The sequence below is a fragment of the Guyparkeria sp. genome, assembly GCF_046545975.1.
GTDB lineage: Bacteria > Pseudomonadota > Gammaproteobacteria > Halothiobacillales > Halothiobacillaceae > Guyparkeria.
The window spans coordinates 1-25,398 of sequence record NZ_JBKGYT010000020.1; the positions used below are offsets into that span (position 1 = coordinate 1).

Genomic DNA, 25,398 nt, shown 5'->3' on the forward strand with positions numbered 1-25,398 from the left:
CGGGTTCAGCCGCGGCGCATCGAGTCGTAGAACTCGTTGTTGGTCTTGGTCTGCTGCAGCTTGTCGAGCAGGAATTCCACCGCCTCGAGCTCGCCCATCGGGTGGAGGAACTTCCTGAGGATCCACATCTTCTGCAGTTCCTCGGTGTCCGTGAGCAGTTCCTCGCGGCGGGTGCCGGAGCGGTTGATGTTGATCGCGGGATAGACGCGCTTTTCCGCGATGCGCCGGTCGAGGTGGAGCTCCATGTTGCCGGTGCCCTTGAATTCCTCGTAGATCACCTCGTCCATCTTCGAGCCGGTATCGACCAGCGCGGTGGCCAGGATGGTCAGGCTGCCGCCTTCCTCGACGTTGCGCGCGGCACCGAAGAAGCGCTTGGGGCGGTGCAGGGCATTGGCGTCGACACCGCCGGTCAGCACCTTGCCCGAGGAGGGCACCACGGTGTTGTAGGCGCGCGCCAGGCGGGTGATGGAGTCAAGCAGGATCACCACGTCGCGCTTGTGCTCGACCAGGCGCTTGGCCTTCTCTATCACCATCTCGGCGACCTGCACGTGGCGCGGTGCCGGCTCGTCGAAGGTCGAGGCGACCACCTCGCCGCGCACGGTGCGCTGCATCTCGGTGACTTCCTCGGGACGCTCGTCGATCAGCAGCACGATCAGGTCGCACTCGGGATGGTTGTGGGCGATGCTCTGCGCGATGTTCTGCAGCAGCAGCGTCTTGCCGGCCTTCGGCGGGGCGACGATCAGGCCGCGCTGGCCCTTCCCGACCGGCGAGACGATGTCGATGATCCGCGCGGTGAGATCCTCGGTCGAGCCGTTGCCACGCTCCATCCGCATGCGCTGTTCGGCATGCAGCGGAGTGAGGTTCTCGAACAGGATCTTGGTCTTGGACGCCTCGGGCTTCTCGAAGTTGATCTTCTCGATCTTCAACAGCGCGAAGTAGCGTTCGTTGTCCTTGGGCGGGCGAATCGTGCCGGTGATCGTGTCGCCGGTCTGCAGGTTGAAGCGGCGGATCTGCGAGGGCGAGACGTAGATGTCGGCCGGCCCGGCGAGATAGGAGCCGTCGGCGCTGCGCAGGAAGCCGAATCCGTCCGAGAGTATCTCGAGCACACCGTCGCCGTGAATCGATTCACCGGTCTTGGCGTGCGCCTTGAGCAGGGCGAAGATCACGTCCTGCTTGCGGGTTCTGGCGAGGTTATCCAGCCCCATGGACTGGGCCAGATCCATGAGTTCCGGAACGGGCTTGCTCTTGAGTTCGGTCAGGTTCATTCGGATGGATTCGTCGTGGGGACCGCGGCGGGCCACAGATTGGTAATCAACGGGGTGTTCGAGGATGCTGAACGGATGGTCGCCGAGGTGCGACCGGACGACAGAAGGGACTCGTCGTCAATTGAGTTGGCGGGAGTGTGGCATATAACCGGCTGCGTGCCAAATAAAAGCACACCGGCGACCGACGGGGCATCTGGGGTCGTCTCCCCGTCGGCTGCCAATGCCGGCCGTCCGATCAGAGTGCCGAGTCGATGAAATCGGTCAGCTGGGACTTGGAGACGGCTCCCACCTTGGTGCCCTCGACCTTGCCGTTCTTGAAGATCATCAGGGTCGGGATGCCGCGGATACCGTGCTGACGCGGGGTCTCCGGGTTCTCGTCGATGTTGACCTTGGCCACCTTGATCTTGCCGGCGTAATCGTCGGCCACTTCGTCGAGGATCGGCGCGATCATCTTGCAGGGACCGCACCACTCGGCCCAGAAATCCACCAGTACCGGGCTGTCGCTGTTGATGACCTGGGCTTCGAAATCCGCGTCGGATACGTAAACAATGTTATCGCTCACGGCTGACTCCTGAATTAGAGAATGATGTTGGACAATTGTTAATCCCTTAACGCCGCATTTCAAGCGAACGGGCCGGAACAGGTCCAGGCCGGCGCGGTGCTACCCTGACAGCCTGTCAGCCCGAGTATGGCCCGGGCCTTTCCCCGGCGCAACAGAAGGTGCACTCGAACGATGGCCTCACTAACCGAACTTCGCTATGTGGTCGCCGTGGCCAAGGAACGGCATTTCGGCCGGGCCGCGGCGCGATGCTTTGTCAGCCAGCCTACCTTGAGCGTCGGCGTCAAGCGACTGGAGGAGTCGCTCGGGGTGCAGATATTCGAGCGGGCCAGCCGTTCGGAGGTGCAGGTCACGCCGGAGGGCCGGGAGATCATCGAGCAGGCCGAGCGCGTGCTGGCCGAGATGGAGCGGCTCGAAGCGCTGGCCTTCACGCGCCGGGACCCGCTGGGGGCACCGCTAAGGGTGGGCCTGATCCACACGGTCGGGCCCTACCTGCTGCCGCGGCTGATCGGTCGCCTGCACGAGCTCGCGCCCAAGATGCCGATCGAGATCAGCGAGGGGCTGACCGCCGAGCTGGTCGACCGCCTCGAGCACGGGGAGCTGGACGTGGTGGCGCTGTCCATGCCGTTCGAGGCGCCCTCCATCAATGTCGAGCCGGTATACCGCGAACCGTTCACGGTCGCCGTTCCGGTCGACCATCCGCTGGCCGGGCAGAAGTCGATCGAGCCGGAGCAGTTGGCCGACCACGATCTCCTGCTGCTCGGCGAGGGACACTGCTTCCGCGACCAGGTGCTGGGGGTCTGCCCCGCTTGTGCCGATGGGCGGGCGCTGGGCCGACTGCAGCGGACGCTGGAAGGCGGGTCGCTGGAGACGATGCGCATGATGGTGGCGACCGGGGCGGGCATCACGGTGCTGCCCTGTGCCTCCACCTGGTCGCACGACGACGGGGCGCAGGCGCTGATCCGCTACCTGCCCTTTTCCCGCGAGGTGCCCACGCGGGACATCGCGCTGGCCTGGCGCAAGCGCTTCTCCCGCCCGAAGGCGGTGGAGGTGCTGGCCCGGTCGATCCGCGAGACCCTGCCCGACTGCTGCGAGCCCTTGGATGGCGAGGCCTCGACCGAGGCGGTCAGTCGAGGATGACGACCTCTTCGGCCTGCGGCCCCTTGCGGCCCTGGCCGATCTGGTATTCCACCTTCTGGCCCTCGTTCAGGCGCGAGGTGTTGCCGTCGCTGATGGCGCGGAAATGGACGAACAGATCCTCGCCATTCTCGCGGATGATGAAGCCGAAGCCCTTGTCGACGTTGAACCATTTCACCGTGCCGGTTTCGCGCACCGGGTCGTGTTCGACGGCGACTTCCTTGGGACGCAGGCCGGGCTTGGCGGGTCGGGCGGTCAGGCGCCCGGCGAGCAGGGCGATGACGAGGATGACGCCGGCGGAGGCAAGAAACTGGAACAGGCGCTGGCCGAGATGGTCGTAGATCTGGCCGATGGCCAGAGCGCCGATGATGGCGAGTCCGAGGGTAACGAGAAAGGCGGTGAGTCGGGATTCCTGCCAGGTTTTCATTGGGTGGGTTATTCCGTTTTCTACTGTGTGTTTTTCTTTGGTGCATGCGCCCGGCGCCCCGGGCCCGTGGCGGCAGACGTTTCCACTGCCGGCGGGCGTGAGATCATGACGGGGCGGGCGACTGGTATTCTGTCACAATTGTGCCCCGCATGGCGCCCCGTCGGCCGGGGGAGGCAGTGTAAGGGCAGACGAGAATCGTATAGGAGAAGATGGCCATGTCGGCAGATAACGGGTGGGTCCATGAGACCGTCGAGGAAATGGGCGCGCGGTTCGGTATCCGTGTGAACGAGAAACTCCTCGACGAGCAGACGCCCTACCAGCACCTCGAGGTCTGGCGCACCGAGCACTGGGGCAACCTGATGCTGCTCGACGGCGTGATCATGCTCTCCTCGCTGGAGAACTTCGTCTACCACGAGATGATGGCCCATCCGGCCCTGCAGACCCATGCCGCGCCGCGTGACGTGGTCATCATCGGCGGCGGCGACTGCGGCACGCTCACCGAGGTGCTCCGGCACCGCGAGGTCGAGTCGGTAGTTCAGATCGACATCGACCAGGCTGTCACCCGCGCGGCCGAGCGCTTCTTTCCCGAGCTGACCGCACGCAACGACGACCCGCGCGTGGACCTGCGCTTCGAGGACGGGGTGGCCTGGATGAAGAACGCCCCGGCCGGCAGCGTCGATGTCATCATCGTCGATTCGACCGACCCGATCGGTCCCGGGACCGGCCTGTTCGGTCCGGCATTCCTCGCCGATTGTCACCGTGTGTTGCGTTCAGAGGGCATCATGGTCGGGCAGAGCGAGTCGCCCTTCTACCACATGCCGCTGATGGTCGATTACCACCGTGCCATGCGGGATGCCGGTTTCGCCGAACGCCGTTCGCTGCTGTTCCCGCAGCCGGTCTACCCCGGCGGCTCGATCACCGGCACGCTGGCGCGCAAGGCCGGCCGGCTCGACGAGATCCGCCCGCTGGCCGACGACATCGAGACCCGCTACTACAGCACCGCCCTGCATCGCGGCCTGCTCGAAACCCCGGGCTTCATGCGCGAGGCCCTCGACGTCATCTGAGTGGCTCCGCCGCGGCCTTTGGTGGTTCCCTTGCCACTTGAATCCACCGGCCCGGACCCCCATGCGGGATCCGGGTCCAATACCGTTTTCGTCCCCGAATGTCCGAACCGAGTACCCATCGCCCCGCCCTGATCATCGTCCGGCCCGCCCCGGAGATGCAGCTCAAGTCGTCGCCGACCCGTCGGCGTTTCCGCAACATCCTGATGCGGAACATTCGCGCCGCGCTGGGCGGGATTCCCCACGAGCTGACCGTCGATCAGGGGCGCCTGCTGCTGCACACCACCGAGATCGACGCGGCCGGGCGATCGCTCGAGCGTGTCTTCGGCGTGGCCTCGTACTCGCCGGTGGACGTGGTGGTGCCGGAGCCGGACATCGACTCGCTCCGGGAGGCGGCCCGGGCGCATTTCACGGAGGTGGTGCGCGGGCGGACCTACGCGGTGCGCTGCAAGCGCCACGCCGGCCCGAGGCTGTCGCAGCGCGAGGTCGAGCGCCAGGTCGGCGCGGCACTGGACGGGCCTGGCCGCGTGGACCTGGGCGACCCGGAGGTCGAGCTGCGCATCGACCTCACCGATCAGGGTGCCTGGCTGTTCGGCCGGCGCTTCCCCGGCCCGGGCGGGGTGCCGCTGGGGGTGCAGGACCGGGCGCTGGCCCTGATATCGGGTGGCTTCGATTCGCCGGTGGCTGCCTGGTACACGATGCGCCGGGGGGTCGGCGTGGATCACGTGTTCTGCAATCTCGGCGGGGCGACCCACGAGAACATGGTCCTGCAGGTCGCCCACCGGCTGGCCGAGCGTTGGGCACCGGGGGATCGGCCGCGCCTGTTCGTGGTCGACTTCCTGCCGGTGGTAGCGGACATGCGCGACCGCCTGCCCGGCGAGGTCTGGCAGGTGGTGCTGAAGCGCCTAATGTACCGGGCCGCCGAGGCGCTCGCCCGCGAACGTCGCGCCCAGGCACTGGTCACCGGCGAGGCGCTCTCGCAGGTCTCCTCGCAGACGCTCTCCAACCTCAACAGCATCGACTCGGCCAGCGGCCTGCCCGTCCTCCGGCCGCTGATCGGCTTCGACAAGTCGGAGATCCTGTCGCTGGCCCGGCGGATCGGCACCTACGATCTCTGCGAGGGCGTGCCGGAGTTCTGCGCGCTGTCGAACAGCAAGCCGCTGGTCTCCAGCCGCCGCGGCCGCATCGAGGCCGAGGAGGCGAAGCTCGATGCCGGGCTGCTCGAGCAGGCGATCCGCGAGGCTCGCGAGATCGACCTGTTCGGGATGGACCGCGCCGCGCTGGTCGAGCCGGACGTGCTGATCGACGAGATCCCGGCCGGCGCGGAGGTCATCGACTGTCAGCCGCCACGGCGCTACCGCGACTGGCACCTGCCGGGTGCGGCCAATATCCCGCCCGACGAGTTCGCGCGGCGCTTCCGTGACTTCCCCACGGACCGCCACTACGTCCTCTATTGCCTGCGCGGGGCCAACGCCCCCCTGCTGGCCGAGCGCATGCAGCGGGCCGGCTTCCATGCGCATGCCCTGCGCGGCGGGGTCGCGCGGCTGCGGCGGGCATGGGAACGGGGGGATGTTTCGGTGGTCGGAGAGGTGGGCGATGAAACCGTGGCGGGCGATTGACCCTTCGGGTGGCTCGCCGGTGCGGTTGTCGGGGTGTGTGGATGGTTTCGCACCCCTGCCGGCCAACCTGCCTCAGGTTGCAGGCGTCAAGAAGGGCGTGCAAAGACACAACCGTTCGCCTGGCGGGAGCAAGAGGCCGATGCAGGCGCCCGAACGATTGGGCTGGCCTGGTTCGCGAGGCATAACTGCTGGATTTGACAGCGGTTTCCGTTATACTGCCGTGTTCCCCGGCGCGGCCACCCGTGACCATTTCGCACCGGGCGTGATCAGCCGCATCGACGGCAGGAGGTTCCCATGCGCTATCCAGATCGATTCGCCGTGATCGTCATCGGCGGTGGCCACGCCGGCACCGAGGCGGCGCTGGCGTCCGCGCGCATGGGCGTTTCCACCCTGCTCGTCACCCACAACATCGAGACGCTCGGTCAGATGAGCTGCAACCCGGCGATCGGCGGGATCGGCAAGGGGCACCTGGTGCGCGAGATCGACGCGCTGGGCGGCGCGATGGCGCATGCCGCGGATCTGGGCGGCATCCAGTTCCGCACGCTCAACGCCCGCAAGGGTCCGGCCGTGCGTGCCACCCGCGCCCAGGCCGACCGGGTGCGCTACAAGGCCGCCATCCGCCACATGCTGGAGAACCAGCCCGACCTGACGATCTTCCAGGAGGCGGTCGACGACCTGATCCTCGACGGCGAGCGGGTGGCCGGGGTGCGCACCGCCGGTGGCATCGAGTTTCTCGGCGAGTCGGTGGTGCTGACTGCCGGGACCTTTCTGGCCGGCCAGATCCACGTCGGCCTGGAGCGCTCCGAGGGCGGCCGGGCCGGCGACCCGCCGGCCAAGCGCCTGGCCGAGACACTGCGCGCGCTCGACCTGGGCGTCGAGCGGCTGAAGACCGGCACCCCGCCCCGGCTGGACGCGCGCAGCCTCGACTTCTCGGTCATGCAGGCCCAGCCGGGCGACACGCCCACGCCGGTGTTCTCCTTCCTCGGCTCGCGCGAGGAGCACCCGCAGCAGGTCGAGTGCTTCATCACGCACACCAACGAGCGCACCCACGAGATCATCCGCGGCGGGCTGGACCGCTCGCCGATGTTCACCGGCGAGATCGAGGGCATCGGCCCGCGCTACTGCCCGTCGATCGAGGACAAGATCCACCGCTTCGCCGACAAGGCCTCGCACCAGATCTTCGTCGAGCCCGAGGGGCTCGACACCCACGAGGTCTACCCCAACGGCATCTCCACCAGCCTGCCCTTCGATGTGCAGCTCGAGCTGGTGCGCTCGATCCGCGGCTTCGAGAACGCGCACATCACCCGCCCGGGCTACGCGATCGAGTACGACTTCTTCGACCCGCGCGGTTTGAAGCCCACGCTGGAGACCCGCGCGATCGACGGGCTGTTCTTCGCCGGGCAGATCAACGGCACCACCGGCTACGAGGAGGCCGGCGCGCAGGGGCTGATGGCCGGGACCAACGCCGCGGCACGCGTGCTCGACCGCGACCCGCTCACCCTGCGCCGCGACCAGGCCTACCTCGGCGTGCTGGTCGACGACCTGACCACGCAGGGCACGCTCGAGCCCTACCGCATGTTCACCAGCCGGGCGGAATACCGCCTGATGCTGCGCGAGGACAACGCCGACCAGCGCCTGACGCCCATCGGCCGCGAGCTGGGACTGGTCGACGAGCGCCGCTGGCGGGCCTTCAACGAGAAGATGGAGGCGATCGAGGCCGAGCGCGGGCGCCTCAAGGGCATCTGGGTCCACCCGGGTCATCCGGCCGCCGACAGGCTCGACGGGTCGATCACGCGCAACGTCACCGCGCTCGACCTGCTGCGCCGGCCGGAACTCGACTACGCCGCGATCGCCGCGGTCGACGAGCTGGCACCCGAGGCCATGCCCGCCCCGGCGGTGATCGAGCAGCTGGAGATCGAGGCCAAGTACGCCGGTTACATCGACCGGCAGCGCGACGAGGTGGCCCGCTCGCTGAAGCTCGAGCAGGAGCGCATCCCCGAGGACCTCGACTTCGCGGCCATCCCGGGGCTGTCCAACGAGGTGCGCGACAAGCTCGCCACCCAGCGGCCGGCCACGGTCGGCCAGGCCGCCCGCATTCCCGGCGTGACCCCGGCGGCCGTTTCCCTGCTGCTGGTGCATCTCAAGCGCCACGGCCACCTCGCCCGCTCGGCGTAGGGCGGGCGCATGGTCGACACCTTCGACGGTGACCAGCGTTCGCGGCTGGCAGGGCGTCTGGCAGACGGCATTGCCCAGCTGGGCATCACCCTGCCCGACGAGGCGCGCGGACGGCTGATCGACTACATCGAACTGCTCGCCCGCTGGAACCGCGCCTACAACCTCACCGCCGTGCGCGACCCGGAGGCGATGGTCGTCCGCCACCTGCTCGACTCCCTCGCGGTGCTGCCGCACCTGCCGGCCTGCCCGCGGATGCTCGACATTGGCAGTGGCCCCGGCATACCGGGTATGATTCTGGCGATATGTCGCCCCGACAGTGAGGTCACCTTGGTCGACTCCAATCTCAAGATGACGCGTTTCGCCGCCGCGGCCCGGCGGGCTCTGGAACTGCCGAATGTCGAGGTGCGACGCGAGCGCGTCGAGCGTCTCGAAACCGCCCCCGGCTACGCCTGTGTCATCTCGCGGGCATTCGCCTCGCTGGCGGACTTCGTCCGGCTCGCCGCGCCCCTGCTTTCCGACCACGGGCGCCTGTTCGCCATGAAGGGACGCCTGGACCCCGGCGAGCTGGACGGGGTGCCGGCGGGGTTCGCCATCGTCGCCCGTCACCGGCTCGACGTGCCCGGGCTCGACGCCGAGCGCCACCTGCTCGAACTGCGACGGACGGAGACGCCATGAGCTGGACGCTGGCCATTACCAACCAGAAGGGCGGCGTGGGCAAGACCACCACCGCGGTCAATCTGGCCGCCGCCCTGCAATCGTTCGGCCGGCGCGTGCTGCTGGTCGACATGGATCCCCAGGGCAACGCCACCGTCAGCTCCGGTTTCGCCAAGAATGCCGTGGCCCGTCACGTCGGGCAGATCCTGCTCGACGAGCTGCCCGCCGACGAGGTGATCGTCGAGACAGACCCCGGCGGCTACGACCTGCTGCCGGCGACCATCGACCTGGCCGGTGCCGAGTTCCAGCTGGTCACCCGCATCGGCCGGGAGACCAAGCTCCGCCAGGCACTCGCCCCGCTGACCGCCGACTACGACTTCGTCCTGATCGACTGCCCGCCGGCGCTCAACACCCTCACCATCAACAGCCTGGCCGCGGCCGACGATGTCCTCATCCCGGTCCAGTGCGAGTACTTTGCGCTCGAGGGGCTTTCCGCCCTGCTGGACACCATCGAGCAGGTCCGCCTGGCGCTGAACCCGGACCTCGGCGTCGCCGGGGTGCTGCGCACGCTGTATGATTCCCGCAACCGCCTCGCCCAGGATGTGAGCGACCAGCTGCGCAGCCATTTCGGCGACCGGGTGTTCGACGCGCTGGTGCCGCGCAACGTGCGGTTGGCGGAGGCGCCGAGCCACGGCCTGCCGGCGATGTTCTACGACAAGAGCTCGACCGGCGCCGAGGCCCACGCGGACGTGGCCCGCGAGCTAGTGAAGCGGGCGCGCAAGCGCGGCCGCCTGGGTCGGCCGGCCGCGCTGCGCCAGTAGGCGGTGCCGGCCGGTTGCCGGCATCCACGGAATCGAGTTTGGGGGCCTGTTGAATGAGCACGAAACGCAAGGGACTGGGCCGGGGGCTGGACGCGCTGCTGGGCACGGCCGATCGCCCCGAGGAAGCGGGCGCGCAGCTGCGCGAGATCGCCGTCGACCTGATCAACCCCAATCCGTTCCAGCCGCGTACGCATTTCGACGAGACCGCGCTGACCGAACTGGCCGACTCCATCCGTGCCCAGGGCGTGATCCAGCCGGTCGTGGTCCGTCGCCGCTCGGGCGAGTACGAGCTGATCGCCGGCGAGCGACGCTGGCGAGCCGCGCAGAAGGCCGGGCTGTCGCGCATCCCGGCGGTGATCCGCGAGATCGACGACAACCAGGCTGCCGCCATGGCGCTGATCGAGAACCTGCAGCGCGAGGACCTCGATGCCATCGAGCAGGCCAAGGCCATCCAGCGGCTGGTGCAGGAATTCTCGTTGACCCACCAGCAGGTCGCCGACATCCTCGGCATTTCCCGCCCGGCGGTCAGCAACGCGCTGCGGCTGCTGGATCTGGCCGCCCCCGTGCAGAAGCTGCTGCGCGAACGGACCATCGACGCGGGGCACGCCCGCAGCCTTGCCGCCTTGCCCAAGAAGGAGCAAGTGCCCCTGGCAGAGAAGGTGGTCGCCCGGACACTGACCGTTCGTCAGGTCGAATCGATGGTCAGCCGCTATCTCCAGCAGGCAGGTAGGCCCGAGCCCCCGGAGGCGGACGCGGATACCCGGGCGCTCGAACGCCGGCTGGCCGATGCCCTCGGCCTGGCGGTCTCCGTGCATGCCAACCGGCAGGGGCGGGGGCGCGTCACGCTCGCCTTCGACAGCCTCGATCAGCTCGACGGGCTGATCGCGCGCCTCGAAGGCGGCGAGGAATGACGTTGGTTAGGTCCCGAAGGCATAAAGTGTTGTCGTCCGGTGCCCGACTCGCTACACTGGCCGCCAATTTTTGGGCCCCGCAATGACTGATCCGCACAAGAAGCCGCCAAAAGACATGCACGGCAGCTACTGGCAGTCGCGTTTCAAGGGCCTGCTGCACATTGGTGCAGGCAATCGCCTGGCCGCGAGCGTCATTGCGGGGCTGCTGATCGGCTTCGGCCTGGACAAGTGGCTGGATACGGCGCCGATCTTCATGATGGCCATCGGTGCGCTCGGCCTGATCGGCGGGATCCGGAACGCCCGCAACAGCCTGTTGACCGAGGGCGGCGAGCAGAAACAGGATTCAGATCGCTCATGAGCCGCATGGCGGAGGCAATCGACCGCCGGGGGCGGCTCGTGGTGCTGGTGCAGCTGGCCGTGCTGGTGGTGCTCGGGGGGGCGTCACTGCTCCACTCCCTGCACGCGGCGGCCTCGGCGGCGGCGGGCGTGCTCGTGGCGATGATTCTCGCCTGGATGCTGCGTCGAAGCATGGCACGCGCCACGGAGCTGGCGGTGGAAGCTCCGCAGCGGAGCATGAACACGATGTATCTCGGGGCAGCGATGCGGTTCGTGTCGCTGCTCGCCCTGATGGCGGTCGGCCTGGGCGTGCTGGGCCTGGATGCCCGCTTCATGGTGGGGGCGTTCGTCCTCGCCATGATCTCCGGTGTCCTCGCGGCGCGCGGCCGGGACTCGGGCCGACCGGCCACAGAGAACGAAAACTGATTTTCAAGTCTTGAGGAGTGTGCAAGTGGCTACGGAGAATGCGGGCGGCGGCCCGGTAGAATACATCCAGCATCACCTGACCAATCTCTCCGTCGGCGAGGGGTTCTGGCAACTGAACATCGACACGATCTTCTTCAGTGTCCTCCTCGGGGCGCTGATCGTTTTCGTCGCGATGCGCATCGGTCGAGGCCTGAGGGCCGACACCCCGAGCGGCATGCAGAATGCCGCGGAGGCGGTGCTCGAGTTCGTCGACGCTCAGATCAAGGACACCTTCAGCAGCCGGGCGCCCAAGATCCTCGGCCCGCTGGCGCTGACGGTGCTGCTGTGGATCTGGCTCATGAACTTCATGGACCTGATCCCCGTCGACCTGCTTCCGGCCATCGCGTCCGGCCTGGGCATCGAATACCTCAAGGTCGTTCCGACCACCGACCTGAACACCACGCTCGCGATGGCGCTGTTCGTGTTCGCCCTGACGATCTACTACAACATCAAGGTCAAGGGGCTGGGCGGCTACATCAAGATGTTCCTGTTCCATCCCTTCGGCAAGTTCCTGATCCCGGTCAACATCATCATGACCGCGATCGACGAGCTGGCCAAGCCGATCAGTCTCGCGCTGCGTCTGTTCGGTAACCTGTTCGCCGGTGAGCTGGTATTCCTGCTGATCGCCCTGCTGACCCTGGGTGCCAGCATCAGTGCCAGCCTGCTCATCTGGTTCCCGCTGCAAGTCGTGCTGGACATGGCGTGGATTGCCTTCCACATCCTGATCATCACGCTGCAGGCCTTCATCTTCATGGTGCTCACGATCGTCTACATCGGCATGGCCCACGTGGAAGATCACTGACGTACCGGACAAGTTTCCTTTGACCCTTTGTTTTTCTTGATTAGGAGAAGACGCTATGACCCCTGATATGCTCGCCACGATCTATGCCTACACTGCTGTTGGCGTTGGTGTGATCCTCGCTGCCGCCGGCCTGGGTTCGGCCATCGGCTGGGGCCTGATCTGTTCCAAGACCCTCGAGGGCATCGCGCGTCAGCCGGAGATGCGTCCGCAGCTGATGACCAACATGTTCATCTTCGCCGGTCTGATGGAATCCTTCCCGTTCATCATCCTCGCGTTCGCGATGTGGTTCCTGTTCGCCAACCCGTTCGTCGGTGCCCTGACTGCCGCGATTGGCGCACTCTAAGGTCGCGCCACTGCGTGACTGACGATCCGGCATGCGCGGCGGCTCGACCCGCCGCGTCCTGCTGACCGGAAACCCAATTCGTAGATACGCGAGGGTAAATCGTGAATATTTCGATCACACTGGTTGCTCAGCTGATCGCCTTCGTGGTGCTGATCTGGCTGGTCAACAAGTACCTCTGGGCGCCGCTCTCGGCACTCATGGAGGCGCGCCGCAAGAAGATCGCCGACGGCCTGTCCGCATCCGAGCGTGGCAAGCACGAGCTGAAGCTGGCCCAGGAGCGCTCCACCGAGCTGCTGCGCGAGGCCAAGGACAAGGCGAACGACATCATCGCCCAGGCGAATTCCCGTTCGAACCAGATCCTGGAAGAAGCGCGCAACAACGCCAAGACGGAAGCCGAGCGCATCGTCGCCCAGGCCAACGCCGAGATCGACCGCGAGGTCAATCGCGCCAAGGAAGAGCTTCGTGCCCAGGTTGCCGACGTGGCCGCCACCGGTGCCGAGCGGATCCTCAAGCGCGAGGTGACGGACAAGGACCACGAATCCGCGATCTCAGATCTGATCGCTCGGATCTAACGAAAGCGGAGGCCTCATGTCTGACCACACCACAGTCGCTATCTCGTACGCCAAGGCAGTGCAGGATCTCTGTGCCGACGAGGCGCAGGCCAAGCACTGGTCCGAAACGCTTGCCGGCCTGTCTGCCGTGGCGCAGAACGCCGAGATGGTCGCGTTTCTGGGTGACGAGAAGCGCTCCCGTAACGACCGGCTCGCCGGTTTCATCAAGGTGGTCGAAGATGCGGTCGACGAGAAGGCGCTCAATCTCGTGCGTCTGCTCGGCGAGCGCGACCGCCTCGACCTGCTGCCGGAAGTGGCCGCGGAGTTCGAGAAGCTGCGTGCCGAAGCGGAGCGCCGCATCGTGGCCTCCGTCGTCTCGGCCAAGCCTCTGACCGACGAGCAGTCGAACCAAATCAAAACAGCGCTCGGCAAGCGACTCGATCGCACCGTAGAGCTCGAAACTACCGTCGACGAAGACCTCATCGGCGGCGCGATCATCCGCGCCGGTGACCTGGTCATCGACGGATCGATGCGCGGAGAGCTCGAGCATCTTGCCGTACAAATGAGTCGCTAAGGAGATCTTCCATGATCAACCCGTCTGAAATCAGCAGTCTGATTAAAGAGCGCATCGAAAACTTCGATGCCGGCGCGGAAGCGCAAACCGTCGGCACCATCGTCTCGGTGGGCGACGGCATCATCAAAATCCACGGCCTGAGTGACGCCATGCTCGGCGAGATGCTCGAGCTGCCGGGCGGTTCGTTCGCCGTGGCCATGAACCTCGAGCGTGATTCCGTCGGCGCCGTGGTTCTCGGCAACTACGAACACCTCAAGGAAGGCGACCAGGTCAAGTGCACCCAACGCATCCTGGAAGTGCCGATCGGCAAGGAACTGCTGGGTCGCGTCGTCAACACCCTCGGTCAGCCGATCGACGGTCGTGGCGAGGTCAACGCCGAGACCACCGCGCCGATCGAGAAGATCGCCCCGGGCGTCATCGAGCGTCAGAGCGTCGACCAGCCGATCCTCACCGGGATCAAGGCGATCGACTCCATGGTGCCGATCGGCCGCGGTCAGCGTGAGCTGATCATCGGCGACCGCCAGACCGGCAAGACCGCCGTCGCGATCGACACCATCATCAACCAGAAGGGCAAGGGCGTTTACTGCGTGTACGTCGCGATGGGCCAGAAGGCCTCCACCGTCGCCAACGTAGTCCGCGAGCTCGAGAAGCACGGCGCGATGGAGTACACCATCGTGGTGTCCGCCGGCGCCTCCGACCCGGCCGCCATGCAGTACCTGGCCGCCTACGCCGGTTGCACCATGGGCGAGTACTTCCGCGACCGCGGCATGGACTCCCTGATCGTCTACGACGACCTGACCAAGCAGGCCTGGGCCTACCGCCAGATCTCGCTGCTGCTGCGTCGTCCGCCGGGCCGCGAAGCCTACCCGGGTGACATCTTCTACCTGCACTCGCGTCTGCTCGAGCGCGCCTCGCGCGTGAACGAGGACTACGTCGAGAAGTTCACCGACGGCGAAGTGAAGGGCAAGACCGGCTCGCTGACCGCGCTGCCGATCATCGAGACCCAGGGTGGCGACGTCTCCGCGTTCGTTCCGACCAACGTGATCTCGATCACCGACGGTCAGATCTTCCTCGAGACCGACCTGTTCAACTCCGGCATCCGTCCGGCGATCAACCCGGGTATCTCGGTCTCGCGTGTCGGTGGTTCGGCCCAGACCAAGGCGGTCAAGAAGCTGGCCGGCGGCATCCGTACCGACCTGGCGCAGTACCGTGAGCTGGCAGCGTTCTCGCAGTTCGCCTCCGACCTGGACGAGGCGACCCGCAAGCAGCTCGAGCGCGGCAAGCGCGTCACCGAGCTGATGAAGCAGCCGCAGTACAAGCCGCTGTCGGTCACCGAGATGGCCCTGTCGCTCACCGCCGCCAACGAGGGCTTCCTCGATGACGTGCCGGTCGAGAAGGTCAACGACTTCGAGGCTGCCCTGCACGCTTACGCGGCCGACAACGCCGGCGAGCTGGCGAAGAAGATCGGTGACGAGGGCAACTACAGCGACGAAATCGCCGCCGAGCTGAAAAAGGTCGTCGAGGACTTCAAGTCCAAAGGCGTCTATTAACCGGGGGGCGAGATCATGGCCGTAGGCAAAGAGATTCGCACCAAGATCAAGAGCGTCCAGAACACGCGCAAGATCACCAAGGCGATGGAAATGGTGGCCGCATCCAAGATGCGGCGCGCCCAGGAAGCGATGGAGGCGACCCGCCCCTACGCCGAGAAGTTTCTCGAGGTAGTGGGTCACATCACCAACGCGCACCCTGAGTACCGCCATCCGCTGATGGTCGAGCGCGAGGTCAAGCGCGTTCTGATGATCGTGGTGACTACGGATCGGGGCCTGTGCGGCGGGCTGAACGTCAACCTGCTCAAGCGCACGGCCGACAAGATTCGGGAATACGAAAAGAATGGTGTCGAGGTCGACGTCATTCCGGTCGGCAGCAAGGGCCGCGCATTCTTCCGTCGTTACGGGGGCAACATCCTGACTTCCGTAACCGGGTTGGGTGACAAGCCCAGCTACGCGGCGATGCGCAAGGCGATCAACGCGGCCCTGGCCGCGTTCGAGAACGGCGATGTGGACCGGATCGATCTGGCGCACAACGGGTTCGTCAATTCCATGACGCAGAACCCGACCGTCGAGCAGATCGCGCCCTTGCAGTACCAGGAGGACGAGAGCCTCAAGCATCACTGGGACTACCTCTACGAGCCCGACTCGCAGATCGTCCTGGATGCGGTGCTCAAGCGTTACCTCGCAGGGCAGATCGTGTCGGCCGCCGTCGAGAACGTGGCTTGCGAAATGGCGGCACGCCGGATCGCGATGAAGAACGCGTCCGACAACGCCAACGACATGATCAGCGACCTGAAGCAGCAGTACAACAAGGCGCGTCAGGCGGCGATCACTCAGGAGATCTCCGAGATCGTGTCCGGCGCGGCCGCCGTGTGACGACGGCACCAACCCATTTTTCGAATTGAAAGAGGAACACACATGAGTTCTGGAAAAATTGTCGAGATCATCGGGGCGGTGATCGACGTCGAATTTCCGCATGACCAGGTGCCTTCCGTCTATGACGCGCTTCGCGTTGACGAGAACGGTCTGGTGATCGAGGTTCAGCAGCAGATCGGCGACGGTATCGTCCGCGGCATCGCCATGGGCACCTCCGACGGTCTCAAGCGCGGGCTGGCCGTGTCCAACACCGGCAAGCCGATCTCGGTTCCGGTCGGCAAGGGCACCCTGGGTCGCATCATGGACGTCCTGGGCAACCCGATCGACGAGGCCGGCGAAGTCGAGAGCGACGAGAAGTGGTCGATCCACCGCAAGGCACCGACCTTCGACGAGCAAGCGGCCGGTACCGAGCTGCTGGAAACCGGCGTGAAGGTCATCGACCTGCTCTGCCCGTTCGCCAAGGGCGGCAAGGTCGGCCTGTTCGGCGGCGCCGGCGTGGGCAAGACCGTCAACATGATGGAGCTGATCCGCAACATCGCCGTCGAGCACAGCGGTTACTCGGTATTCGCCGGGGTAGGCGAGCGTACCCGTGAGGGCAACGACTTCTACCACGAGATGAAGGATTCCAACGTCCTCGACAAGGTGGCGCTGGTCTACGGCCAGATGAACGAGCCGCCGGGCAACCGCCTGCGCGTCGCGCTGACCGGCCTGACCATGGCGGAGTTCTTCCGTGACGAGGGCCGTGACGTCCTGATGTTCATCGACAACATCTACCGTTACACCCTGGCGGGCACCGAGGTCTCCGCTCTGCTGGGCCGGATGCCGGCCGCGGTGGGCTACCAGCCGACGCTGGCCGAGGAGATGGGCGTCCTGCAGGAGCGCATCACCTCGACGAAGACGGGCTCGATCACTTCCGTCCAGGCGGTCTACGTCCCGGCGGACGACCTGACCGACCCGGCCCCGGCGACCACCTTCGCCCACCTCGACGCGACCGTCGTACTGGCACGTGACATCGCCGCCATGGGTATCTACCCGGCGATCGACCCGCTGGATTCCACCAGCCGCCAGCTTGATCCGCAGGTCGTCGGCGAAGAGCACTACGACACCGCTCGCGGCGTGCAGAACACCCTGCAGCGCTACAAGGAGCTCAAGGACATTATCGCCATCCTCGGCATGGACGAGCTGTCCGACGACGACAAGGCCGTCGTGTCTCGTGCTCGTAAGATCCAGCGCTTCATGTCGCAGCCGTTCTTCGTTGCCGAAGTGTTCACGGGCGCCCCGGGTCGCTACGTTCCGCTGAAGGAAACGATCCGCGCGTTCAAGGGTATCGTGGCCGGTGAATACGACCACCTGCCCGAGCAGGCGTTCTACATGGTTGGCACGATCGACGAAGCCGTCGAGAAGGCCAACAAGATGGCTGAGAAGGCCTGATAACGGAGGTCGACAATGGCTATGACTACCCGAGTCGACATCGTCAGCATGGAAAAGCCGATCTTCAGCGGCACGGCGACCTTCGTCACCGTGCCGACCGAAGCCGGCGAGATGGGCATCACGGCCCGTCACACGCAGACGTTGTCGGTACTGCGTCCGGGCGAAGTCCGGGTGCATCAGGACGACGGCTCGATCGTGCGCTATTTCGTCGGTTTCGGGGTGGTCGAGGTCCAGCCCCACGTGGTCAGCATCATCGCTGACTGGGCGCTGACGGAAGAGGACGCGAAGAACCTCGATCCGAACGAACTCGAGGCCCGCATGGGCGAAGAGGAAGAATACGTTCAGGAGTACGAGCAGCGCGGGCAGCTCGACTTCACCTCGGCCGAGATGATCATGGTCGAGGCCGAGGAGCGTCTCAAGTGGATCAAGTCCATGCGCTCGCAGGGCGGCCGTCACTGAGCGGCTCCCGCGAATTGATGATCGAAAAGGGGCCTCCGGGCTCCTTTTCTGTTTGCGGCCGGCGGAGGTCGGACGACACACGATGAGGTTAAGACAATGAGCAGGCAGTCACGATCCGAGCTCCACGTGGTGGTGCTCGCGGCCGGAAAAGGCACCCGGATGCGTTCGTCGCGGCCGAAGGTGCTCCACGAGATCGGCGGACGCTCGATGCTGGCGCACTGCCTCGACACGGCCGAGGCGCTCGAACCGGCCACCGTTCGCGTGGTCATCGGTCACCAGGGCGAGGCAGTCCGTCAAGCCGAGGTCGCACGTTCCGTCGATTGGGTCTGGCAGCACGAGCAGCAAGGCACCGGCCATGCCGTGTGGCTGGGCATCGACGGGCTCGAGGCGGCCGACGACGACCGGGTGCTGGTGCTCTACGGCGACGTCCCGCTGCTGGGCGCGGACCTGTTGCGGCAACTGGCCGCGGTGCCCGCACCCGTTTCCCTGCTGACGGTGCACATGGAGGACCCGACCGGGTACGGACGTATCCTGCGCGACGACACGGACTCGGTGGTGCGGATCGTCGAGGAGAAGGACGCGACCGAGGGGGAACGTCGGGTGCGGGAGGTGAATACCGGCATCCTCATGGCGCGCTTCGGCGATCTCCGGCGCTGGCTGTCACGCCTGGAGTCGGGCAATGCCCAGGGCGAGCTCTATCTCACGGACATCGTCGAGATGGCAAGCGGCGAGGCCAAACCCGTGCACGCGGTGATGGCCGATGACGTGTGGTCGGTGGCGGGTGTGAACGACCGCCTGGCGCTGTCGCAACTCGAACGTGTCTACCAGCGCCGCCAGGCCGAGACGCTTGCCTACGCGGGCACCACAGTGGCGGATACCGCGCGTCTCGAGATCCGCGGAACGCTGGCCTGCGGCGAGGACGTGTCGATCGACGTGGGTTGCGTGTTCGAGGGCGACGTGCGACTGGGAGACAACGTGTGCATCGGGCCGCACTGCGTGCTGCGCGACTGCGACATCGGGCCGGGCACGGTCGTCGAGGCCTTCACCCACATCGACGGCGCGGTGCTGGCGGGCGACAACCGCGTCGGTCCCTACGCCCGCTTGCGTCCGGGCAGCGGACTGGACAGCCGCGCGAGGATCGGCAACTTCGTCGAGGTGAAGGCCAGTCGGATCGGCGAGGGCTCGAAGGTCAACCACCTCTCCTACGTCGGTGACTCGTCCGTGGGTGACGACTGCAACCTCGGTGCGGGCACCATCACCTGCAACTACGACGGGGCGAACAAGCACCGCACCCGGCTGGGCGATCGGGTCTTCATCGGATCGGCCACGCAACTGGTCGCCCCCGTGTCCGTGGGCAGCGACGCGACCATCGGCGCCGGCTCGACGATCACCCGTGACGTGGGAGAAGGTGCACTGGCCATCGCACGAGCGCGGCAGAAGGAGATCCCCGGTTGGGAGCGGCCACGCAAGAAGGACGACCCGGCGACCTGAGCCCGGCGGCGGATCAGTCGTCGGGCAGGAAGCGCCCGAGCACGTCGTTGAGGAAACGGTGCCCACGCTCGGTGGGGCGGATGTCCTGGATGTCCCATTCGATCAGTCCGTCGTCCTCGAGTCCGCGCAGGGTCGTCGACACCACGGCGATCGGCATGCCGGTGCGTTCCTGGAACAGGCTGACCGGAAACCCGCCCGTCAGTCGCAGGGCGTTGAGCATGAACTCGAACGGCAGCTCGCGGCGCGGGATGTCGTGGGCCTCGATGTTCGCCGGGCTGCCGGCCAGCTCGAGGTACCGGTTCGGGTGCCGACTGCGCACGCGTCGTTCGACGCGATTCTCGGCCGGCAGCGTGATCTTGCCGTGGGCGCCCGCGCCGATTCCGAGGTAGTCGCCGAAGCGCCAGTAGTTGAGGTTGTGCTCGCACTCGTGCCCGGGGCGGGCGAAAGCGGAGATCTCGTACTGGCCGTAGCCAGCCGCGACGAGGCGATCACGCCCGTTTTCCCCGATCTGGTCCAGCGTCGCGTCCGCCGGCAGGGCCGGCGGACTGAAGGCGAAGGCGGTGTTGGGCTCGATGGTCAGCTGGTACCAGGACAGGTGCGGCGGCTCGAGCGCGATGGCCGTCTCGATGTCCGCCAGCCCGGCGGCCTCGGTCTGGTCGGGCAGCCCGTGCATCAGGTCGATGTTGAAGCTGTCGAGCCCGGCATCGTGCGCCGCCTCGATGGTGCGCCACGCCGCCCGCCGGTTATGGATGCGGCCCAGACGCTGCAGGGCATGGTCATCGAAGCTCTGCACGCCGATCGATACCCGGTTGAAGCCGATGGCGCGATACTCGGCCAGCCGCGAGGCCATGTCGGTGCCCGGGTTGACCTCCAGGGTCAGTTCGCGGGTGAAGCGCAGGTCGAGCAGTGCGCGCAGCCCGGACATCAGCCGGTCGAGTGCCTCCGGCGAGAACAGGCTGGGCGTGCCGCCGCCGAGGAAGACGGTCTCGATCGGGCGCCCCCAGATCAGCGGCAGCTCGGGCTCCAGGTCGCGCAGCAGCGCGTCGACGTAGTCGGCCTCGGGCAGCTCCCGCCCCTTCAGGCCGTGGGAGTTGAAGTCGCAGTAGGGGCACTTCTCCACGCACCACGGCAGGTGGACGTAGAGCGACAGCGGCGGGTTGTCGGAAAACTGCAGCAGGCTCATGGCTTATCCCAGCTCCAGGTCGGCCAGGCGCTCGATCAGCTGCTTGAGCGCCCGGGCGCGGTGGCTGACGCGGTGCTTCTCGTCGGGGTCCATCTCGCCGACGGCGATGCCGTGTTCCGGGGAGAAGAACAGCGGGTCGTAGCCGAAGCCGCGTTCGCCACGCGGGGCGTCGAGCACCTCGCCCTCCCAGGTGCCCTCGACGACGATGGGCCGGGGGTCGTCGGCATCGCGAACGAAGGCCAGGGCGCAGACGAAGCGGGCCGTGCGGGGCGCGCCGGGCCTGGCGGCAAGTTCCTCGACCAGCCGGGCGTTGTTTTCCGCGTCGGTGGCATTCTCGCCGGCGAAGCGCGACGAGTAGATGCCGGGGCGCCCGTCGAGCGCATCGACCACCAGCCCCGAGTCGTCCCCGATCGCGGGGTGACCCGTGCGCGCCGCGGTGTGGCGTGCCTTGATCAGGGCGTTGCCCCGGAAGCTGTCCGCGTCCTCGACCGGCGAGGCCACGGACCACTGGCGCTGCGAGACGAAGCGCAGGCGGCGGAGGGTCGGGTGGCTGTCGGCCAGCACGCGGCGCATTTCCTCGAACTCGGCCATCTTGCCGTCGTTGTTGGTGGCGATCACGATGTCTGTCATTCAGGCGTCCCGGTGTGGTTGTGCGCAGCCTGCGAGGATACCTGCAACCGTGCCGCCGTGCAGAACTTCCCTTGGCCGGAGAGTTGCCATTTCGCTCCGGATCGGCTATATTGCCGCGCTTTGTGTGGAACCGAGCGGATTAGCGAAAGGGGCGTCCATGAAAATTCTGTCTTCTCTCAAGTCAGCCAAGAAGCGACACAAGGACTGCCAGGTCGTTCGTCGTCGCGGCAAGGTTTACGTCATCAACAAGACCAACCCGCGCTTCAAGGCCCGTCAGCGCTGAGCTGACCGGCAAGAAGTCCGCGTACACGAGGCCCCGCTCCGGCGGGGCCTCGTTGTTTTCGGGTCTTGAAAAAGCCGGGGCCGTCCCAAAAGGTTCGAGATGTACTAGAGAAGTTGAGCCACGGGCATCGAAGTCAAAGGAGGTGTTTTACATGGCCATCGTACGTTACAAGCCGGAAGGACAGACCCGCACCCAGCCCTGGGGCATGTTGGACCAGCTCTACCGCGAGATGAATTCGCTGTTCGAGCCCAGCCTTGCCGAGGGGGCCGACGAGGGCAAGCTCGAGGTGGCCGACTGGTCGCCGGCAGTCGACATCAAGGAGAACGACGACAGCTACGAGCTGCACGTCGACCTGCCGGGCGTCGACCCGAAGACCGTCGAGGTGACCGCCGACAACGGCGCGCTGGAGATCAAGGGCGAGCGCAATTCCGAGCTGAAGAAGTCTCAGGACGGCTACTCGCGGATCGAGCGGCATTACGGGCGCTTCTACCGGCGCTTTTCGCTGCCCGACCAGGTGGATGCCGACAACATCAAGGCATCGTCCGAGCACGGGGTGCTGACGGTCACCATCCCGAAGGCGGAGACCTCGAAGCCGCGGCGCATCGAGGTCAGCTGACCGGGACCGCGTGCCGGGCGACGGTGACGAGGGGAAAGCCCGGCTCGGCCGGGCTTTCGTGATTCTGCCGCCGTCAGGCCCGACCCCGGGCCGTCCCGAAAGCTCGTCGGCGTATGCCCGGCGGGTTTTCGAGGCGTTCCGGCAAACGCAATCAGATCGATTCGGAGGATTATCGGCGTGAAGTACCACGACTACTACGCGACGCTCGGCGTGGCGCGCAACGCCTCTCAGGACGAGATCAAGCGCGCCTACCGCAAGCTCGCCCAGAAATACCATCCCGACCGCAACAAGGGCGAGGATGCCGAGGAGAAATTCAAGGAGATCAACGAGGCCTACGAGGTGCTCGGGGATGCCGAGAAGCGCGCCCGCTACGATGCACTGGGTGCCGGTTACCGCGACGGCGACGACTTCGGTGCCGGGCCGGGCGGCTTCGGGGGGTTCGGCGGCTTCGGGGGTGCCGACGTCGGCGGTGCCGACTTCTCGGATTTCTTCTCCCAGATCTTCGGTGGCGGCTTCGGCCGTGGCGCCGGCGGCGGTGCCCACGGCGGTGCTGCGCGCGGCCAGGACGCCGAGGCGGAGGTGGCCGTGCCGCTGTCGCTGCTCGTCAGTGGCGGCTCTCACTCGGTGCGGCTGTCGGATGGCCGCGGTGGTTCGCGCACCCTGAAGGTCAACGTGCCTGCCGGGTCGCCCCCGGGGCGGCGCATTCGTCTCTCCGGCCAGGGTCAGCCGGGGCCGATGGGCGGCCCGCCGGGAGACCTCTACCTGGTGCTCGCCCTGCGAGAGGAGGATCGCGACCGGGTCGACGGCAAGAATATCCTGCAGGAACTGCCGATCACGCCCTGGGAGGCCGCGCTGGGCGGCAAGGTGCCGGTGACCCTGCCGGACGGCAAGAAGGTCAACATGAGCATCCCGGCCGGCTCGCAGTCCGGCCGCCGGTTGCGCATCCCGGGACGCGGCTTTTCCGGCGGCGACCTGTATCTGGTGCTGATGATCCACACCCCGCCGGCGGACAGCGACGAGGCACGGATCTTCTACGAGCGCATGCGCGAGGAAATGCCATTCGACCCGCGCGACTGAGCGCTCGCCAGGGCGCCGTGTGATGGCAGCGTCATGCGGAGTGTCTAAGCTGTGGGGTAGAACGTTTTTCTTAACCCCAAGGAGGAATCCGGGATGAGCGCTTTCGCCCTCAGCAAGCTGCACGAATCGCAGGGTCAGAGTCTCTGGCTGGACAACCTATCGCGCGAGCTGCTCGAGGACGACGGCCTGCCACGGCTGATCCGCGACTACGGCATCCGCGGCGTGACTTCCAACCCCACCATCTTCAAGAAGGCGATCGTCGGCAGCGACTACTACACCGACGACATCGCCGCCTGCAAGCGGCAGTACGACGGGATCGAGTCGGTCTACGAGCACCTGGTGGTCTCGGACATCCAGCGGGCCTGCGACATGCTGCGTCCCGTCTGGGAACAGTCGCACGGCGAGGACGGCTGGGTTTCCTGGGAGGAGTCGCCGGGCATCGCCCACGACGCCTCCGAGTCGGTCCGTGCCGCCCACCACCTGCGGGAGCTGGTCGATCGTCCCAACGTGCTGATCAAGGTGCCCGGGACGGTCGAGGGCATCGAGGCATTCGAGACGCTGGTCTCCCAGGGGGTGAGTGTCAACGTCACCCTGCTGTTCTCTCTCGACCAGATCCGGCGGGTGTTCGCCGCCTACCGGCGCGGACTGGAGGCGCTGGAGGCCAGCGGCGGCCGGGTCAACGATGTCCGTGCCGTGGCCAGCCTCTTTCTCAGCCGGGTCGACACGCTGGTCGACCGGCAGCTCGACGAGATCGGCGGTGAACGGGCCGAGGCGCTCAAGGGCCGCTCGGCGCTGGCGCTGGCGGGCATGGCCTACGCGCATTTCCGCGAGGTGTTCGAGGGCGAGTCGTTCGAGCCCCTGGAGCAGAAGGGCGCCCGGCCGCAGACGCCGCTGTGGGCGAGTACCGGTACCAAGAATCCCGCCTACTCCGACCTGCTCTACGTCGAGAACCTGATCGCCCCGCAGACCATCAACACGCTGCCGAACAAGACGCTGGAGGCCTTCGCCGACCACGGCAAGATCGCCTCGACGCTGAAGCCGCGCATCGACGAGGACCGCCAGGTCTGGGCCGAGCTGGCGGATCTCGGGGTCGACATGGACGGCGCGGTGCGCGACCAGCTCCTCGACGAGGGGGTCGAGCAGTTCCAGACCTCCTTCGACGAGCTGCTCGAGGCGATCGAGCAGGCCTGAGGAAGATCGGCTCGAACCCGATACCGCTCTGGGCGCCTTGATCACGAACGACTCGCGAGGCCGGGGTGGCGTCGGGTTTCGCGCCGACCTTCATTCGCTCAATCGTCGGCGCGGTTCATCCACCACAGGCGCAGGCGAACGCCCCAGGGGCTGGTCAGGCCGGTGGTCGAGTGGGCCACCCGCCCGGTCTGGTCGAAGAACAGGAAGGTGGGCGTGACGTTCACGCCGAGGCTCGCGGCGATCCGTCCATCCGGGTCGTTGATCACCGGCAGCTTTTCCAGGTCGTTCTCCGCCATGTGGGTGCGCACCGTCTCCGCATCGCCCGACTGCATCGCCACGGTGATCACTCGGTGATCGTCGACCAGGTCGACCAGCCAGGGCATTTCCAGGTCGCAGTAGCCGCACCAGGTGGCCCAGAACACGACCACCGTGGGTTCGTCCGCCGGTCCGCCGATGGCAAGCTCCCGGCCGTCGAGATCCTTGACTGCCATGCCGGGAATCTCGCCCTCCGGCAGGTCCGGCCCCATCCAGGCCTGCACGGCCAGCAGGGCCGCGATGAACACCAGTGCCTCCAGGGGCCAGCGCACCCAGCGCGGGAGGCGGCGTTTCGGCTTGTCGTTCGTGGCGTCGTCGTTCGGGCGCTTCGTCATCGCTGGTCTCGCTGTCAGTCGCATGTGGGCGCCGCGCGCGCGGCAGCCGGTCTTTTCGACCGGCGGGGCCGTCCTCCTTTCGCAGCGCCCGGCCGTCCGCGCTGGTAAACTGCAGCTCATGAATGGCAAGTCATCCCAGCCCGAACGGATCCTCGTCGGCGTCTCCGGCGGCATCGCGGCCTACAAGGCCGTGGTGCTGGTGCGTCGCCTGGTCGAGGCCGGCTGCGAGGTGCGCGTGGTGATGACCGAGGCGGCGACCCG

29 protein-coding genes are annotated in these 25,398 nt (G+C 66.6%); 23 read left to right on the plus strand and 6 right to left on the minus strand.

Annotated elements, in window-relative coordinates; all coding sequences use genetic code 11:
• Positions 1-5 precede the first annotated feature (5 nt).
• Together rho and trxA are read right to left on the minus strand one after the other, a co-directional pair.
• Positions 6-1,265: a transcription termination factor Rho gene (rho, locus tag ACLFMY_RS03285; protein ID WP_410763119.1), complete on the minus strand. Its 1,260-nt coding sequence runs from the start codon at positions 1,263-1,265 to the stop codon at positions 6-8.
• 235 nt (positions 1,266-1,500) lie between these two features.
• Complete coding sequence (trxA, locus tag ACLFMY_RS03290) at positions 1,501-1,827, minus strand: thioredoxin TrxA (protein ID WP_410763120.1); 327 nt, start codon at positions 1,825-1,827, stop codon at positions 1,501-1,503.
• A gap of 171 nt (positions 1,828-1,998) precedes the next feature.
• Between trxA and ACLFMY_RS03295 the strand changes: the two genes are divergently transcribed.
• Positions 1,999-2,964 (plus strand): LysR substrate-binding domain-containing protein, encoded by a 966-nt coding sequence (locus ACLFMY_RS03295; RefSeq protein WP_410763121.1) that lies wholly within the window; start codon positions 1,999-2,001, stop codon positions 2,962-2,964.
• On the opposite strand, the gene ACLFMY_RS03300 is transcribed toward ACLFMY_RS03295, so the two are convergent.
• Entirely contained in the window at positions 2,951-3,157 is a 207-nt protein-coding gene (locus tag ACLFMY_RS03300; RefSeq protein WP_410763147.1) for a cold-shock protein, read from the minus strand. The two genes, ACLFMY_RS03295 and ACLFMY_RS03300, sit on opposite strands and share 14 nt — an antisense overlap.
• A gap of 446 nt (positions 3,158-3,603) precedes the next feature.
• Between ACLFMY_RS03300 and speE the strand changes: the two genes are divergently transcribed.
• The 17 genes from speE to glmU all read left to right on the plus strand — a co-directional run bounded on the left by speE (position 3,604) and on the right by glmU (position 19,507).
• Entirely contained in the window at positions 3,604-4,452 is an 849-nt protein-coding gene (gene speE / locus ACLFMY_RS03305; protein WP_410763122.1) for a polyamine aminopropyltransferase, read from the plus strand.
• Positions 4,453-4,550: 98 nt separating this feature from the next.
• On the plus strand, positions 4,551-6,068 hold the full coding sequence (gene thiI, locus ACLFMY_RS03310; protein ID WP_410763124.1) for a tRNA uracil 4-sulfurtransferase ThiI: 1,518 nt from the start codon (positions 4,551-4,553) through the stop codon (positions 6,066-6,068).
• Between the two features lie 294 nt (positions 6,069-6,362).
• On the plus strand, positions 6,363-8,243 hold the full coding sequence (gene mnmG / locus ACLFMY_RS03315; RefSeq protein ID WP_410763126.1) for a tRNA uridine-5-carboxymethylaminomethyl(34) synthesis enzyme MnmG: 1,881 nt from the start codon (positions 6,363-6,365) through the stop codon (positions 8,241-8,243).
• Positions 8,244-8,252: 9 nt separating this feature from the next.
• Positions 8,253-8,918, plus strand: a complete 666-nt coding sequence (gene rsmG, locus ACLFMY_RS03320; RefSeq protein WP_410763127.1) for a 16S rRNA (guanine(527)-N(7))-methyltransferase RsmG — start codon at positions 8,253-8,255, stop codon at positions 8,916-8,918.
• A complete protein-coding gene (locus tag ACLFMY_RS03325) occupies positions 8,915-9,718 on the plus strand; it encodes a ParA family protein (RefSeq protein WP_410763129.1) in 804 nt (267 codons plus the stop codon). The genes rsmG and ACLFMY_RS03325 overlap by 4 nt, the downstream gene beginning before the upstream one ends.
• 53 nt (positions 9,719-9,771) lie before the next feature.
• Entirely contained in the window at positions 9,772-10,629 is an 858-nt protein-coding gene (locus tag ACLFMY_RS03330; protein ID WP_410763130.1) for a ParB/RepB/Spo0J family partition protein, read from the plus strand.
• 82 nt (positions 10,630-10,711) lie between these two features.
• Positions 10,712-10,987, plus strand: a complete 276-nt coding sequence (locus tag ACLFMY_RS03335) for an AtpZ/AtpI family protein (RefSeq protein ID WP_410763131.1) — start codon at positions 10,712-10,714, stop codon at positions 10,985-10,987.
• Positions 10,984-11,391 carry an ATP synthase subunit I gene (locus tag ACLFMY_RS03340; protein ID WP_410763132.1) on the plus strand — a complete coding sequence of 136 codons (408 nt, stop codon included), beginning with the start codon at positions 10,984-10,986 and terminating at the stop codon, positions 11,389-11,391. The genes ACLFMY_RS03335 and ACLFMY_RS03340 overlap by 4 nt, the downstream gene beginning before the upstream one ends.
• Positions 11,392-11,416: 25 nt before the next feature.
• The gene (atpB, locus tag ACLFMY_RS03345) at positions 11,417-12,232 is read left to right on the plus strand and encodes a F0F1 ATP synthase subunit A (RefSeq protein ID WP_410763133.1); all 816 of its coding nucleotides are present in this window, start codon (positions 11,417-11,419) and stop codon (positions 12,230-12,232) included.
• A 55-nt stretch (positions 12,233-12,287) separates the two neighbouring features.
• Entirely contained in the window at positions 12,288-12,575 is a 288-nt protein-coding gene (gene atpE / locus ACLFMY_RS03350; RefSeq protein WP_125198247.1) for a F0F1 ATP synthase subunit C, read from the plus strand.
• Between the two features lie 101 nt (positions 12,576-12,676).
• On the plus strand, positions 12,677-13,147 hold the full coding sequence (locus ACLFMY_RS03355) for a F0F1 ATP synthase subunit B (protein WP_410763134.1): 471 nt from the start codon (positions 12,677-12,679) through the stop codon (positions 13,145-13,147).
• A gap of 16 nt (positions 13,148-13,163) precedes the next feature.
• Entirely contained in the window at positions 13,164-13,700 is a 537-nt protein-coding gene (locus ACLFMY_RS03360; protein ID WP_410763135.1) for a F0F1 ATP synthase subunit delta, read from the plus strand.
• An 11-nt stretch (positions 13,701-13,711) separates the two neighbouring features.
• On the plus strand, positions 13,712-15,250 hold the full coding sequence (gene atpA / locus ACLFMY_RS03365; RefSeq protein ID WP_410763136.1) for a F0F1 ATP synthase subunit alpha: 1,539 nt from the start codon (positions 13,712-13,714) through the stop codon (positions 15,248-15,250).
• 15 nt (positions 15,251-15,265) lie between these two features.
• Positions 15,266-16,126 (plus strand): F0F1 ATP synthase subunit gamma, encoded by an 861-nt coding sequence (gene atpG, locus ACLFMY_RS03370; RefSeq protein ID WP_410763137.1) that lies wholly within the window; start codon positions 15,266-15,268, stop codon positions 16,124-16,126.
• A gap of 42 nt (positions 16,127-16,168) precedes the next feature.
• Positions 16,169-17,557 carry a F0F1 ATP synthase subunit beta gene (gene atpD / locus ACLFMY_RS03375; RefSeq protein ID WP_410763138.1) on the plus strand — a complete coding sequence of 463 codons (1,389 nt, stop codon included), beginning with the start codon at positions 16,169-16,171 and terminating at the stop codon, positions 17,555-17,557.
• 15 nt (positions 17,558-17,572) lie between these two features.
• A complete protein-coding gene (gene atpC, locus ACLFMY_RS03380; RefSeq protein ID WP_410763139.1) occupies positions 17,573-18,016 on the plus strand; it encodes an ATP synthase F1 subunit epsilon in 444 nt (147 codons plus the stop codon).
• A 96-nt stretch (positions 18,017-18,112) separates the two neighbouring features.
• The gene (gene glmU, locus ACLFMY_RS03385; RefSeq protein ID WP_410763140.1) at positions 18,113-19,507 is read left to right on the plus strand and encodes a bifunctional UDP-N-acetylglucosamine diphosphorylase/glucosamine-1-phosphate N-acetyltransferase GlmU; all 1,395 of its coding nucleotides are present in this window, start codon (positions 18,113-18,115) and stop codon (positions 19,505-19,507) included.
• 13 nt (positions 19,508-19,520) lie between these two features.
• Here glmU and hemW read toward each other — a convergent pair whose 3' ends face one another.
• Together hemW and rdgB are read right to left on the minus strand one after the other, a co-directional pair.
• A complete protein-coding gene (gene hemW, locus ACLFMY_RS03390) occupies positions 19,521-20,684 on the minus strand; it encodes a radical SAM family heme chaperone HemW (RefSeq protein ID WP_410763149.1) in 1,164 nt (387 codons plus the stop codon).
• A gap of 9 nt (positions 20,685-20,693) precedes the next feature.
• On the minus strand, positions 20,694-21,320 hold the full coding sequence (gene rdgB, locus ACLFMY_RS03395; RefSeq protein WP_410763141.1) for an RdgB/HAM1 family non-canonical purine NTP pyrophosphatase: 627 nt from the start codon (positions 21,318-21,320) through the stop codon (positions 20,694-20,696).
• Between the two features lie 157 nt (positions 21,321-21,477).
• Between rdgB and ykgO the strand changes: the two genes are divergently transcribed.
• The 4 genes from ykgO to tal all read left to right on the plus strand — a co-directional run bounded on the left by ykgO (position 21,478) and on the right by tal (position 24,487).
• Positions 21,478-21,603, plus strand: a complete 126-nt coding sequence (ykgO, locus tag ACLFMY_RS03400) for a type B 50S ribosomal protein L36 (RefSeq protein ID WP_058574874.1) — start codon at positions 21,478-21,480, stop codon at positions 21,601-21,603.
• A 151-nt stretch (positions 21,604-21,754) separates the two neighbouring features.
• Complete coding sequence (locus tag ACLFMY_RS03405; RefSeq protein ID WP_410763142.1) at positions 21,755-22,219, plus strand: Hsp20/alpha crystallin family protein; 465 nt, start codon at positions 21,755-21,757, stop codon at positions 22,217-22,219.
• Positions 22,220-22,396: 177 nt separating this feature from the next.
• Positions 22,397-23,296 carry a DnaJ C-terminal domain-containing protein gene (locus ACLFMY_RS03410; protein ID WP_410763143.1) on the plus strand — a complete coding sequence of 300 codons (900 nt, stop codon included), beginning with the start codon at positions 22,397-22,399 and terminating at the stop codon, positions 23,294-23,296.
• A 93-nt stretch (positions 23,297-23,389) separates the two neighbouring features.
• Positions 23,390-24,487, plus strand: a complete 1,098-nt coding sequence (gene tal / locus ACLFMY_RS03415) for a transaldolase (RefSeq protein WP_410763144.1) — start codon at positions 23,390-23,392, stop codon at positions 24,485-24,487.
• A 98-nt stretch (positions 24,488-24,585) separates the two neighbouring features.
• Here tal and ACLFMY_RS03420 read toward each other — a convergent pair whose 3' ends face one another.
• Complete coding sequence (locus ACLFMY_RS03420; RefSeq protein WP_410763145.1) at positions 24,586-25,137, minus strand: redoxin domain-containing protein; 552 nt, start codon at positions 25,135-25,137, stop codon at positions 24,586-24,588.
• 118 nt (positions 25,138-25,255) lie between these two features.
• Between ACLFMY_RS03420 and ACLFMY_RS03425 the strand changes: the two genes are divergently transcribed.
• The coding region (locus ACLFMY_RS03425) for a flavoprotein (protein WP_410763150.1) at positions 25,256-25,398 on the plus strand (143 nt) is incomplete at its 3' end.